Genomic DNA, 12,216 nt, shown 5'->3' on the forward strand with positions numbered 1-12,216 from the left:
GACCCAGGCTCTGCCACGGGCTTGATGTCCCAAGGGAGGTTCGGTCTCCCATCCGCCACCGCATCTGGCAGTAAATCGCCAAAAGCGGATAAAGGGAAGTTACAAGGGGGGCGGATGCGCGATGCCCTTCAATGCAAGTCCGGCGACACCGGAACGCGCTAACGGGTTGCCTTCGGGAGGGGAAGACATGACCGTCTACGTAGCCCTGCTTCGCGCCGTAAACGTCGCCGGCACCGCACTGCAGATGACCGAACTGAAATCCCTCTGCGAAACCCTCGGCTTCGCCGACGTCAAGACCTATATCCAGAGCGGCAATGTGCTGTTCCGGTCAGATGAGGCGGAGGCAAAGGTGGCCGACAAGCTCGACGAGGCGCTGGGTCGGAAGTTCGGCAGGAAGCCGGGCGTGATGGTGCGCTCCACCGGAGAGCTGGAGGCGATCGTCGAAAACGCGCCCTTCCCCGATGCCAAGCCGAATTTCCTGCTCGTACATTTCCTGCCCGAGAAGGCCGCCAAGGATGCACTCGACAAGATGGTCGCGCCGGACGGCGAAGAGGCGGTCGTCGCCGGGCGCGAGATTTATGTCCATTATCCGATCGGCTCGGGCAAATCGAAGCTGAAGCTGCCGGCGCTGAAACCAGGTACGTCGCGCAATCTCAACACCGTGCGCAAGCTCGCCGAAATGGCCCGCGTCATGGAAGGCTGAACGTCCGATGGCAGGCACCGTCATTCCGATCGTCTGCCATGCTGTCATCTTTCACGTCCCGGGCGTGACTCGGATTTCGCCCGCCAGAGCGGCTTTACCTTGAGCGGCTAGGGACCCGCAGAGCGATATCCGACAGGTTTATCAGCAACCAGAACGGATGCGGAACGCGCCGAACAGCCGTTCATTGTCATTTTTTTGTCAAGCCCCTGCCGTCAAACCGAAACATCAGACGCAAGCCTCGCGCAAGCTTCGTGCGTTAACTATTTGTTAACCATTCTGAACACGGGCGTTTCGCCATGAAGATCGATAGCGGCCTCAACGGCTATTATTATCCCAACCGGGCACAAGAGATGGACCGGAAAGTCGAAGAAGCGCCCCAGCGCGAGACTGTCGCCGCCCAGCGTTCTCCGAATGCCCTGACGGGAAGCAGCACGCTGCTGTCGCCTTCGCTTGCCAACGCGCTCTGGGTCATGGAAATCGACGATGCGGGTTCCGCAAACGTCGACATGCAGGTGCGGGCCGCCCAGCAGGACTGGGTCGAAGGCCGTTACCAGGAATTCGCCGAATTCTAAAATGCCCTTCTACGCTGCTTGAGCCGGCGTGACCTCCACCGTCACATGCGACAGATCCCGGATGCTCCGGAGCTTATCCTTGTAGAAGGACGGCGCCTGGGGGTTTGGCGTGACCAGCGCGACGATTGCCGCATGGTGCCCCGGCCCTACCTGCCAGACATGCAGGTCGGAAATCCTGTCCTCCTCCGTCTCGACGCTCCGGCGGATCTTGCCTGCCAGTTCCTGGTCATCCGGCTGCGCATCCAGCAATATCGTCGCGGTCACCCGGATCAGCCCCCAGGACCAGCGGGCGATCACCAGGCCGCCGACCACACCCATGACCGGGTCCAGCCAGGACCAGCCGTAGGACCGGCCGAGAGCGAGCGCGACGATCGCCAGCACCGAGGTCAGCGCATCGGCAAGAACATGCAGGTAGGCGGCGCGCAGATTGTGATCCTTGGCAGCCCCGTGCGCATGGGCGCCATGATGACCGTGGTGTCCGTGATGGCCGCCATGATGATGACCGCCGTCATGGGCGTGGCCGCCGTCATGGGGATGATGATCCTCCCGCAGCAGCCAGGCGCTGAGCAGGTTGACCGCCAGCCCGGCTACGGCCACGAAGATCGCCTGGTCGAAATCGATCGCAACCGGATTGGCGAGGCGGGCAAAACTCTCCCAGGCGATCAACAGCGCGATCAGGGCGAGCACGATGGCACTGGCGAAACCGGCGAGATCGCCAAGCTTGCCGGTGCCGAACGTGTAGCGCGGATTGCGGGCCTGGCGGCGGGCATAGAGATAGGCGAGCGCCGCAATCAGCATGGCGCCGGCATGAGTGGACATGTGCCAGCCGTCGGCTGTCAGCGCCATCGAACCGAAGACCGAGCCGGCGACGATTTCCGCCACCATCATCGCGGCGGTCAGCGCGATCACCAGCCAGACCTTGCGCTCGTTGCGCTCATGGTCGGCGCCCAGAAACACGTGCTCGTGCTCCAGCTCCTCGATGGAATGGGCCATTGTCTTCTCCTTCGTTTCGATCAGCGGATATAGGTGCGGAGCGCCTCGGCGAGTTCGTCCACCGCCTGCGCCCTCTGTTTTTCATTGTCGGCATGCAGCACATGCTCATGGAGGTGATCTTCCATGACCTCGCCGGTCAGCCCGGCGAGCGCGCCGCGGATCGAGGCGAGCAGTTGCAGCACCTCGCCGCAAGGCGCTTCGGCCTCGAGCGCCCGCTCGACCGCCTCCATCTGCCCCTTCAACCGGCGCACCCGCGCCAGAAGCTTTGCCTTTTCCCGAATGGTATGCGCCACGGACGTCTCCACGTAATATAGGGGGGTATCCTATCTTTCCATGCACGGCCGACACAAGTGGAATCCGAAAGCTCCGTGCAGGTTTCGGGACCTAAGCCGCTAGTGGTCTCACACAAGGAGAGTCGCGATGACGACAATTGGCAGCACCAACCCATATTACGCATCTCTTTATGGCATCCTTGGCAAGAACAGCGGCGACAAGAATGCTTCGGGCGGCAGCGCCAATGACTACGCGGCGCCGCGGCAGTCCGTATCGGGCGGCATGACCGGCAGCGACACGGTGTTCGGCGCGAAACTGGCCGACAGCCTCTGGACGATGGAAAGCCAGGGTGTCGACATCGATCAGAACCCCGGCGATACCTGGCTTGGCGAAGCGCCCTCGACGAAAGACGAGGACGAATTCTTGGGTCTCGCCAAGAAGACCTTCGCCGAGCGCATCCGCGAACAATATCTCAAGGACAAGGATCTCACCGAACACGATCTCAAGATCATGTCGGCGAAAGACCGCGAGGCGGTCGAGGCGGATATCCGCAAGGCGATCCTCGAAGCCATGGGCGTCAACGGCCAGAAACAGGAAGCGACGATGGACTTGGGCGGCAATCCAGCGGCCCTGGCGCAGGGCAACGCGCAGAAACAACAACAGCAGCAGCAGAACGGCACCGAGGACGATCCGCTGCTCTCCATGTAAGGTTATAGAGCCTTCAGCGGCCGCAGCCTTGTCAGCCAGGGCTGTGGCCGTTTTACGTTGGGCGACCGGCGCCATGTCCCCCGCTTGCCTTCATGCCGATGACTGACTAGATAATTCCTCTAGTGACTAGAGCTACAAGAGGAATTTTCAGCCATGCTGTCGATCGGCGACCTTTCGAAACGCACCGGCGTCAAGGTGCCGACCATCCGCTATTACGAGCAGATGGGTCTTATCGAAGCGGCGGAACGTTCGGAGGGCAACCAGCGACGGTATGAGCGAAACGACCTCGAACGGCTCGCCTTCATCCGACACGCCCGCGACCTCGGGCTCGACATCCCGGCGATCCGCGAACTGATCGCGCTCAGCCAGCACCCCGACCTCCCTTGCGTCAACGCCGACAGGATCGCCGCCGATCATCTGGTCGCCGTGCGCGAAAAGATCGAAAAGCTGAAGAAGCTGGAGCACGAACTCGAACGGATCATCTCGCACTGCGACGGCCATTCGATCGAGGATTGTTATGTGATCCGGGCGCTATCCGACCACGGGCTGTGCGAGGGGGAGCATTGAAGGGCGGCGACGGCTTGCCTTAAGCGGCAGCCTCGATGTCGAATTCCAGGTGGATACGATCATAGGGAAAGACGATCCCCCCGCCCTCGGCCTTATCGATCACGCCACTGACCAGCAACATGTCCACGTCGCTGTGCACACCCTTGAAATCCCGGTCGACCCTGCGGGCCACCTCTCGAACGCTCAAAGGCCCCTGGCCCGTCATAGCCTGCACGATTTCGAGCCGTTTCGGCGCCAGAACACGATGGAGCATCTCCCAGGAAGGAAATGACAATACACTCGTCGCGGGCCTGCGCTCACCGACTTTGGACGCCTTTACGGCTTCAGAAACCGACGCCATGGACTGTTCGAGCGTTTCGATCTTCACCTTAAGGGTTGTCACGCAGCCATCCTCTCACGTCGGCAGTGAAATCGGCCAAGAGCTGGTCGATATCCTTGAAAAAATAGGCTGTTTCCAGCGTACCGAAATGCCTGTGATCGCCTTTTCCGGCTTCATTGTCATATCGCAACACGCACTCGCCTCCGGCCACCAGCGCCATGCTGTACTTGAATTCATGAGCGCTTCCGCGTAGCGAAGCCGGCACCTGCCAGATCACGACTTCAACGAACACGCCTTCCCGCAGATAGCTACGCGTCCTCTGAACCAATGTCGCTTTCGCCATTCGAGGCCTCGTGATGCCTGATGTAATATACTCCATCACGAGCAATCGGCAAGCAGGAAGGCGCCTATCGGAACCGCGCATTGGACGGGCGGGGTGGAGACGCAACGGGAAGGAATGCAGATGACCGAACAGATGCCAACCACGCCGCCCACCCTCTTCCCCGCCCTCGCCCCATACCAGACCGGCTTCCTCGACAGGCCCGACGGCAACCGGATCTTCTTTGCCCTTTCCGGCAATCCAGCCGGCAAGCCGGTCGTCCGAGTTGGTGATGATCGAGAATGCCGGCCATTCCACAGCCGATCAGGGCATGGCGGAGGCGATCGTGGCGGCCGCCAGCCGTTTCGCGGATCACGCTTGACAAGATTTGAGATCGGGAGCATCTAAGCGCCATGATCAACACGCGCACAACCACCGCCTGCTCGTATTTTTGGGCCTTCCTTTAAAGGGCGGCTCGACAGATCACCATGTCAACAAGCCGCCGTCAGGCGGCTTTGTTGTTTCAAACGGCACCTGACGGCAAGAAGACCGAAAAAGGATGCCGGAAATGACGGAAGATACCGATATCACCCTGCCCCGCCCGCCGGTCGTGACGATCCGCAACGCGAAATCGCGCGACCTGCCGGAACTCAACGAAATGATCGCGCTGCTTGCCGCGCATCACAACGACCCCGCCGCCATCACCCCCGAAAAACTCGAGCGTGACCTGTTCGGCGCCATGCCCTGGATCAGCGCGCTTGTTGCCGATACCGGCTCGGATCTGATCGGCTACGCCATCCTCGTGCCGCTCTACCGGGCGCAGGAAGGCACCCGCGGCATGGACCTGCACCATCTCTTCGTGCGAGACGGCCATCGCGGCCACGGCATCGGCCAGCATCTCGTGTCACGCGCCCGCGAAATCGCCAAAAATGCCGGCTGCGACTATCTTTCGGTCAGCGCCGCCACCGGCAATTTCGCCGCCCACCGCTTCTACGAACAGATGGATTTCAAGCCGCGCCCGGTCACCGGCATGCGCTACACGCAGGCGCTGGCGTGAAATCTGCGGCCGAGGCCTATCCGGCGGCCTTGGCCAGGATTTCGCCTGCCCATTCGTTGAGGCTTTTTCCAGCCAGCTCCGCTGCTTTTGCGGCACGGGCGTGAACGTCGGGGTCGATGCGAAACATCACCCGGCCGGAATAGGGCTTGTGCGGAGATCTTCCAAGTCGTTCACAGGTTTCCAGATAATCGTCGACCGCCTCGTGGAAGGCGGTCTTGAGATCGACGACGGAATCGGCGTGAAAGCCGACGACATCGGCAATGCCGGCAATGTGCCCGACAAAAATCTCGTCTTCGGCATCGAATTCGATGCGGGCCGAGTATCCCTTATATTCCAAGACATTCATGGCTCTATTCCTAACTGAGACAGAAAAAGCCGCGCATCCTTGATCTGATATCGCTTCGCTTCCTTATCCGGGTGGGGTCGATGGAAAAACACGACCAATCCGTCTTTTTCAAAACGAACTCGCGATCCGCTGCCCTCGAGCAGATGGCATCCAACCGCGATCAAAAGATTTTCGACGTCGCTCCAATCGATGGACGGCGACACCGGATCCTGAAATATGGCGACAAGCGTCTTGCGCTGCTTGCTGTTCATGCTAGCACTTTAATGCATGCTAGCAGATTTTGCAAGCAATCCACCTACCTCGCCGGCACCGCCTTCAGGTAGGCCGCGATCGCTTCCAGATCGCTTTTTGGCAGATGGGCGATGTTCTGCTGTACCTCGACCATCGAGCCGCCGACGGTGTCGAAATCGGGGGTAAAACCGGTTTCGAGATAACCGGCGATGTCGCTCTCGCTCCAGGAACCGATATTCTTCGAGCCCGGCGTGATGTTGGGGATGGTTCCCTTGCCTTCCGGATTGGGACCGCCGGCAAGCCAGCGGTCGGGGAGAAAACCGCCCGTCGCGTCGCGCGGCGTATGACATTCGCCGCAATGGCCAGGCCCTTCGACCAGGAACTGGCCGCGCTTGACCTTGTCATCGAGCGACGCGAGCTCAACCCGCGGCTGGTCGTTGAAATAGAGCAATTTCCAGCCGCCGACCGCCAGGCGGATATTGTAGGGGAACGGCAGCTCGTGCGGCGGGGCGACATTGGGGCTCGCCGGCAGGGTCTTCAGGTACCCGAAGAGATCGTTGACATCCTTGGCCGAAAGCCTGGAATAGGAACCGTAGGGGAAAGACGGAAAAAGGTGCTCGCCGTCAGGCCCAACGCCGCGGGTGGTGGCATTGCCGAACTGCGCCAGCGTCCAGTTGCCGATGCCGGCTTTCGGGTCGGGCGAGATATTGGGAATATGGAACGTGCCGAACGGGCTCGGCAGCGCCCTGCCCCCGGAGAGAACCTTGAGTGCATCGCCGGTGGCGCCGGTCGCGGCATGACAGCTCGCGCAGCCGCCGGCCCAGAAAAGCTGCTCCCCCTTGGCAAGATCCGGGGCGCCGAGACCCGCCCAATGGGAATCCGGATAGGGATCGGGCTTGGTCGGCGCCCAGGCCATGGCTGTGCCGGCGGCGATCACCACGACGCCAGCCGCCAGGATTCTTGACCATATCGATGCCATTGCCTTCATCCTCTGGCGTTACTTTGCAATGCAAGGACGGCCGCAGAAAACTGCGGCCGCCCCGATGCTAAGGGCCGCGATCACTTCAGGCGAAAATTCTGATGGCAGGTGTTGCAGGTGCCGCCGAGCGTCTGCAGGGCCTTGCCGACAGCGGCCTGATCTGCCGGCATGGACGCCAGAACAGCCTCCGCATCGGAGCCGAGCTTCTGTGCGTTCCCACGGAATTCGGCGTTCTTTTCCCAGATGGCCGGTGCCGCCTTGGTCTTGTCGCCCGTCTCGGAACCTGCCGGGAACTGATCGGGGAAAGCCTTGATATTGGTGCTGATCGTGGTCAGCGCCGTGCGGACCGCTGCCTGGTCATAGGGTTTTTCGCCCTTGGCGATACCACCCAGAGCGCCGGCTGCGCCGCCAATACCCTTCATCAGCGCCTGGCGCTTGGCAATTGGGGTTTCCTGCGCGGTCACGGCCGTAAATCCAAGACAGAGTACGGCCGCGGCGGCGGCAATCAGTTTAAACTTCATCCATTCTTCTCCTCATCGAGCCGGTTACGCCGGCGCAGTTTTGCGAGGATCATGATTGCCGGCTTATGCGTTTGAAAAAAGTAACGTTCCTGTCATGACGCCGCGAGCGGCCTGCCTGTTGCCCGTCGGGCACGGAATATGAAGGAACTGTGTCTGTTGGCCGACGGCCGTCGCCTGCCCTTCAGGCCATCAACCCTTCCCAGAGCGTCAGCATCGACACGGCAAGCAGCAGCAGGCCGGCGATCCGTCCGACCCAGATCGTCGCATTGCCGTTGCCGACCAGGAATTGTCGCGCGTGGCCGGCGGCGGCGGCGAGGCCGCCATAGATCGCGAACTGGGTCGTGGCTGTCATCGCCGCCATGATTGTCGCCTGCGGGGCAAGCGGGCCGAAATCCGGCCGCAGGAACTGCGGATAGACGGCGAGCATGAACAGATAGGCCTTGGGATTGATGAGGCAGGTGACCGCGCCGCGCCGGAACGCTTCCCAGTTCGACCGCGTGTCCGCCGGGCCGACATGATCGACGGTGATCGAACTGCGGATCAGGCTGACGCCGATCCAGGCCATGTAGAGCGCGCCGACGATCAAAAGCGGCTTGAACAGGACCGGCATCAGGCTTGCGAGCAGGCCGACGCCGACCGCGCCATAGAGCGAGTGCACCAGCCCGCCGGCGATGATGCCGGCCGTGGCAGCCATGCCCGCCGTGCGTCCACGGGTCAGCGAATTGGCGAGCACGAAGATCATGTCCATGCCCGGCACGACGATGATGCCGAACAGAAGCGTGAAAAAGAGCCAGAGATTTTCGGTGTAAGTCATGTCAGTTTCCAGAGCCTTGGATAATCGGCTTCGAATGCCGAAGCCTTGTTTTTCAATCGGATATGCGCTCCTATACGGCAGCCCAACTGACAGCGTGTTGTCAGTAGCGATCGTCTGCCCACAAGGAAACCCGACATGCGCAAGGCCTCGCGCCTGTTCGAGATCATCCAGATCCTCCGGCTTGCCAGAAAGCCGGTGACGGCGGCGGAGATCGCCTTGCAGCTGGAAGTCACCGTGCGCTCCATCTACCGGGATATCGCGGCGCTTCAGGCGATGCGGGTGCCGATCGAAGGCGGGCGCGGCATCGGTTATATCCTGCGCCCCGGCTTCACGCTGCCGCCGCTGATGCTGTCGATCGAGGAGACTGAGGCGATCGTGCTGGCCCTCGCGCTGCTGGAACGGACCGGCGACACGGAGTTGCGGCAGGCGGCCAAGCAGGTCAACCGCAAGATCGCCGCCGTGGTGCCGGCGCCGCTTGCCGGCACGTTTTCCGCCAATGCGCTGCATGCCTGGGGCTCGGTCGCGCCGGTGCCGGACGCGCTCGACCTGGCGATGGTGCGCCGGGCGATCCGCGACGAGCAGAAGCTGGCGCTCGACTACCGCGACGAATATGCACGTGCAACGGAACGGACGATCCGGCCGGTGGCGCTGATCTATTATTCGCAGACGGCCAATATCGTCGCCTGGTGCGAACTGAGGCAGGCGATCCGCAATTTTCGCGCCGACCGGGTGGAGCATTGCGAACTGGCGGAAGATTTCTTCCGTGGCGAAGGCGAAAAACTGCGGTCGCTATGGATTCAGGGCTGGAGCAGTCCGCCGATGTGATCGCCCCGTGACCTTCGCCCTCCCCTGACAGCCGGCGGCTTTGTCCCTATGCTGCGCCCGCTTCGTCAGGAATCAGCGGGGCATGGGAGACATCGAATGCGTAAGGCCATTATCGTCTGGGGCGGATCGAAGATCCATGAGCCGGAGGAATGCGCCGGCATTACCGGCGCCATCCTTCGCGAGGACGGGTTTTCGGTCGAGATAACGGGCGATCTCGGCATCTTCGGCTCCCAGACCATCGCCACTGCTGATCTGCTGGTGCCGATCATTACCGGCGAAAAGCTGGAAAGGGTGCATGCCGATGCGCTTGTGAAGGCGGTGCGTGGCGGGCTCGGGCTTGGCGGCCACCACGGGGCGCTTGCAACCTCCTTCAAGGAGAGTGCTGCCTTCCGTTATCTTGCCGGGGTCACCTGGGTGGCGCATCCCGGCAATATCATCGACTACCGCGTCAACGTCACTCGCCCCAACGACCCGTTGATGCAGGGCATTGCGGATTTCGACTACCGGTCGGAGCAGTATTACCTGCATTACGACCCGTCGGTCGAAATCCTCGCGACGACGACCTTTACCGGCGAATATGACGAGGCGGTGCGCAACGTGACGATGCCCGTCGTCTTCAAGCGCCATTTCGGCAAGGGACGGATCTTCTATTCGGCGCTTGGCCATGTAGCGGCCGAGTTTGAACATCCGCAGATGCGCAGCATCCTGCGGCGCGGGCTTTCCTGGGCGGCGCGCGGCTGAGCCTAGAGAGCGAGGGTGCGGCTTTCCTCTCGGCCATGGCCGATGATCTCGATGCGGTCGGCGAAGATCTCGACCACCGCGAAGGTATTTTCCGCCTCGGTATCGACCATGCCCTTGAAGTTGACGTACCAGGTGTTTCCGGCCCGGCCGAGATTGCCCACGTGGTTATGGCCGTTCAGATAGGCGATCACATTGCCGGAGCGGGCGAAGAGATCGGTCAGCCGCTCGGCACCCCAGAGATTGTGCTCGTTTTCTGGGTAAAGCGGATAATGGCCCATGACCACGACCTTCTCGTCAGCAGCACTTGCCCGCGCAAGCACCGCCTCCAGCCAGCCGAACTGCTCGTCGCTGACGCCGCCGTTCCATTCCTTGGCGTTGATCGCGCCTTCGGTAAGCAGTGTTTCCAGCCGCCGCTGCGCCAAAGCGTGGCGCGGCTGGTCTTCCGGTGTTGAAAACAAGCTGATCTCGTTGCCGTCGATCACCACGAAGCGAACGCCGTCGCGGGCAAAATCGTGCCAGGCGGCCGGCATGCCGAGCCGCGCATGGACATCGCCGAGCTGCGCCGGCGCGACGAAGAAATCGTGGTTGCCCGGCATCAGAAAACTTTCGTGGCGCAGGCCCTGATAGACGGCAAGCACCGGATCGAAATTCTCCCAGCCGCGGTCGATGAGATCGCCGAGCGTCACCACGAAGGAGAGATCCTCGCCGTTCAGCACGCCGATCGCCTGGCGCAGCTTGTCGAGGCTGTTGGCGTAATAACGGTCCATCTCCAGCCATGGCGGTAGGTCGGCATATTGCGGATCGGCAATCACGCCGAAGCGGAGGAGCGGTTTTTCGTGGGGCATAGAGGATGCAGATAAGCATGTTGAATTACAAGAATATGACTAAAGTAACTGCCTCGAGGGATACAACTAAGACTAGCCAAGGGCAATATTTTTGGTAGAATAAGACAATATTCCTAAGAGAACATCCGAGCATGCGTGTCAGACATCTAATAGTGCGCGCCAAGACCATTACAAGTGACACAAACTGGAAATCAGAACCGCTTCCTCCTCGCTTTTCGGGTATCTATCCAAAAACTCGCCCTCTCAAACCGGGTTGGAAATGGCGGAGTGCGCAAGCTCATTGCACCGAAAATGAGTATATACTCCTTTGTGAAGTCAACGAACAAAAAGACAATTGGCGAGCATGGCTCATAAAGAAGATTGGAGATGAAGGATCACTAGTTAGCCGCCTTGAATTTCATGGAAACCACCCTGGGATACACGCGCATGCAGATTGCAGTCGTGGCGGGCTCGAAGTTGGCCCAAGCAGCATTAAGGTTCCGGTACGAATTCCAGGTGTAGGCTCAGGCCGACAGCGGCCCCCGCCAACACGACCTGATTTGTTTTGGGACATGGCTCGAAAACATTTTCGCATGGACTATAAAAAGGGAAGCCTCATATGAGCGACGCCCAATCTATCCTCAGTTCGCTGCATCGATCATTCAGTGACGCGATATCTGTGCGTCCAGTTCCGGCAGGCGTAGCTATCAATTCGCCGTTCTTTGACGGTAGCGGTGACCATATCGCGTTCTATGCCCGTGACACCGAGGACGGGATAATATTGGAGGATGACGGTGATTTCCTCCCTCACCTCATTGCATCAGGCATCGACATCGAAACCGGCCAGCGTAGGCAACTACTCGACAATCTACTTGCCGAAGCGGGTGCTTATTGGGACACGGAAACGTTCGAAATTCGCTCTCATTCAATTCCCCTAGAGCATGTCGGGGCCGCCAGCGTAAGATTTCTCTCGGGACTCCTCAGAATAAGAACAATTGAATCGCTGACAAAAGAAAATATTCGCTCCACATTTAAGGAAGACGCGATCGAAGCTATAAGAAAATCTCTCTCCGATACCTTTGAAATGGCAGAACGTAGCGCCCTTGAAGCCGAGCTTTCCGAGTTTCCGGCCGATATCGTTCTAATATCTCGTCAAACAATAGGAAAAAAAATCGGACTGTTCTTAGTAAATAGCTCCACCCAATTTCTGGAAGCGGAGCTTTTACACACAGAAATCGAGAGAATTCGGAAAGAAAATACCCTTAGCACTATCGCTTTGATTGAAGACACGCGAAAATTATCTATAATTGGCGAACGCCGTTTTCAACGCGCGATTAACCGCGGGCTTCAAACGCGTTTCTTTCGGGATGATGAACTTCAGGCAGTAAACAGTCTACGCAAACTAGCTGCCTAGTCGCTTGAAT

General features: G+C 60.0%; 18 protein-coding genes. 8 read left to right on the forward strand and 10 right to left on the reverse strand.

Going from position 1 to position 12,216, the window contains the following annotated elements; translation table 11 throughout:
- Nucleotides 1-187: 187 nt before the first annotated feature.
- On the forward strand, nt 188-703 hold the full coding sequence (locus MOV63_RS24265) for a DUF1697 domain-containing protein (RefSeq protein ID WP_247037744.1): 516 nt from the start codon (nt 188-190) through the stop codon (nt 701-703).
- A gap of 296 nt (nt 704-999) precedes the next feature.
- Nucleotides 1,000-1,275 carry a hypothetical protein gene (locus MOV63_RS24270; protein ID WP_038541043.1) on the forward strand — a complete coding sequence of 92 codons (276 nt, stop codon included), beginning with the start codon at nt 1,000-1,002 and terminating at the stop codon, nt 1,273-1,275.
- Between the two features lie 9 nt (nt 1,276-1,284).
- Here the strand turns inward: MOV63_RS24270 and dmeF are convergent, their stop codons facing one another.
- Together dmeF and dmeR are read right to left on the reverse strand one after the other, a co-directional pair.
- On the reverse strand, nt 1,285-2,268 hold the full coding sequence (gene dmeF / locus MOV63_RS24275; RefSeq protein ID WP_247037746.1) for a CDF family Co(II)/Ni(II) efflux transporter DmeF: 984 nt from the start codon (nt 2,266-2,268) through the stop codon (nt 1,285-1,287).
- A gap of 20 nt (nt 2,269-2,288) precedes the next feature.
- Nucleotides 2,289-2,561: a Ni(II)/Co(II)-sensing transcriptional repressor DmeR gene (dmeR, locus tag MOV63_RS24280; RefSeq protein ID WP_247037747.1), complete on the reverse strand. Its 273-nt coding sequence runs from the start codon at nt 2,559-2,561 to the stop codon at nt 2,289-2,291.
- Nucleotides 2,562-2,688: 127 nt separating this feature from the next.
- Here dmeR and MOV63_RS24285 point away from each other — a divergent pair, with 127 nt between their 5' ends.
- Together MOV63_RS24285 and MOV63_RS24290 are read left to right on the forward strand one after the other, a co-directional pair.
- Entirely contained in the window at nt 2,689-3,249 is a 561-nt protein-coding gene (locus MOV63_RS24285) for a hypothetical protein (protein ID WP_247037749.1), read from the forward strand.
- 153 nt (nt 3,250-3,402) lie between these two features.
- Nucleotides 3,403-3,816, forward strand: a complete 414-nt coding sequence (locus MOV63_RS24290; protein WP_038541031.1) for a helix-turn-helix domain-containing protein — start codon at nt 3,403-3,405, stop codon at nt 3,814-3,816.
- 19 nt (nt 3,817-3,835) lie between these two features.
- Here the strand turns inward: MOV63_RS24290 and MOV63_RS24295 are convergent, their stop codons facing one another.
- On the reverse strand, nt 3,836-4,198 hold the full coding sequence (locus MOV63_RS24295; RefSeq protein ID WP_247037751.1) for a transcriptional regulator: 363 nt from the start codon (nt 4,196-4,198) through the stop codon (nt 3,836-3,838).
- A complete protein-coding gene (locus MOV63_RS24300; RefSeq protein WP_038541026.1) occupies nt 4,185-4,478 on the reverse strand; it encodes a DUF6516 family protein in 294 nt (97 codons plus the stop codon). Before MOV63_RS24300 ends, MOV63_RS24295 begins: the two co-directional genes overlap by 14 nt.
- Before the next feature lie 544 nt (nt 4,479-5,022).
- Between MOV63_RS24300 and MOV63_RS24305 the strand changes: the two genes are divergently transcribed.
- Nucleotides 5,023-5,511 (forward strand): GNAT family N-acetyltransferase, encoded by a 489-nt coding sequence (locus MOV63_RS24305; protein WP_405029375.1) that lies wholly within the window; start codon nt 5,023-5,025, stop codon nt 5,509-5,511.
- 16 nt (nt 5,512-5,527) lie between these two features.
- Here the strand turns inward: MOV63_RS24305 and MOV63_RS24310 are convergent, their stop codons facing one another.
- From MOV63_RS24310 to MOV63_RS24330, 5 genes are all read right to left on the reverse strand, one after another.
- Nucleotides 5,528-5,857: a type II toxin-antitoxin system HicB family antitoxin gene (locus MOV63_RS24310; RefSeq protein ID WP_038541020.1), complete on the reverse strand. Its 330-nt coding sequence runs from the start codon at nt 5,855-5,857 to the stop codon at nt 5,528-5,530.
- Entirely contained in the window at nt 5,854-6,108 is a 255-nt protein-coding gene (locus MOV63_RS24315; protein ID WP_038541017.1) for a type II toxin-antitoxin system HicA family toxin, read from the reverse strand. The genes MOV63_RS24310 and MOV63_RS24315 overlap by 4 nt, the downstream gene beginning before the upstream one ends.
- A 44-nt stretch (nt 6,109-6,152) precedes the next feature.
- The gene (locus MOV63_RS24320) at nt 6,153-7,067 is read right to left on the reverse strand and encodes a cytochrome c (protein WP_247037753.1); all 915 of its coding nucleotides are present in this window, start codon (nt 7,065-7,067) and stop codon (nt 6,153-6,155) included.
- Between the two features lie 80 nt (nt 7,068-7,147).
- Nucleotides 7,148-7,588, reverse strand: a complete 441-nt coding sequence (locus MOV63_RS24325) for a cytochrome c (RefSeq protein ID WP_247037755.1) — start codon at nt 7,586-7,588, stop codon at nt 7,148-7,150.
- A 181-nt stretch (nt 7,589-7,769) separates the two neighbouring features.
- The gene (locus tag MOV63_RS24330; RefSeq protein ID WP_038541008.1) at nt 7,770-8,402 is read right to left on the reverse strand and encodes a LysE family translocator; all 633 of its coding nucleotides are present in this window, start codon (nt 8,400-8,402) and stop codon (nt 7,770-7,772) included.
- A 135-nt stretch (nt 8,403-8,537) separates the two neighbouring features.
- Between MOV63_RS24330 and MOV63_RS24335 the strand changes: the two genes are divergently transcribed.
- Both MOV63_RS24335 and MOV63_RS24340 read left to right on the forward strand, forming a co-directional pair.
- Nucleotides 8,538-9,227 carry a YafY family protein gene (locus tag MOV63_RS24335; RefSeq protein WP_247037757.1) on the forward strand — a complete coding sequence of 230 codons (690 nt, stop codon included), beginning with the start codon at nt 8,538-8,540 and terminating at the stop codon, nt 9,225-9,227.
- Nucleotides 9,228-9,323: 96 nt separating this feature from the next.
- A complete protein-coding gene (locus MOV63_RS24340; RefSeq protein WP_247037759.1) occupies nt 9,324-9,968 on the forward strand; it encodes a ThuA domain-containing protein in 645 nt (214 codons plus the stop codon).
- Nucleotides 9,969-9,970: 2 nt separating this feature from the next.
- Here the strand turns inward: MOV63_RS24340 and MOV63_RS24345 are convergent, their stop codons facing one another.
- Nucleotides 9,971-10,813, reverse strand: a complete 843-nt coding sequence (locus MOV63_RS24345; RefSeq protein WP_247037761.1) for a metallophosphoesterase — start codon at nt 10,811-10,813, stop codon at nt 9,971-9,973.
- Nucleotides 10,814-11,411: 598 nt separating this feature from the next.
- Here MOV63_RS24345 and MOV63_RS24350 point away from each other — a divergent pair.
- The gene (locus MOV63_RS24350) at nt 11,412-12,206 is read left to right on the forward strand and encodes a DUF1828 domain-containing protein (protein WP_247037763.1); all 795 of its coding nucleotides are present in this window, start codon (nt 11,412-11,414) and stop codon (nt 12,204-12,206) included.
- Nucleotides 12,207-12,216 lie beyond the last annotated feature (10 nt).

The sequence above is a fragment of the Neorhizobium sp. SHOUNA12A genome (genome assembly GCF_023006505.1).
GTDB lineage: Bacteria > Pseudomonadota > Alphaproteobacteria > Rhizobiales > Rhizobiaceae > Neorhizobium.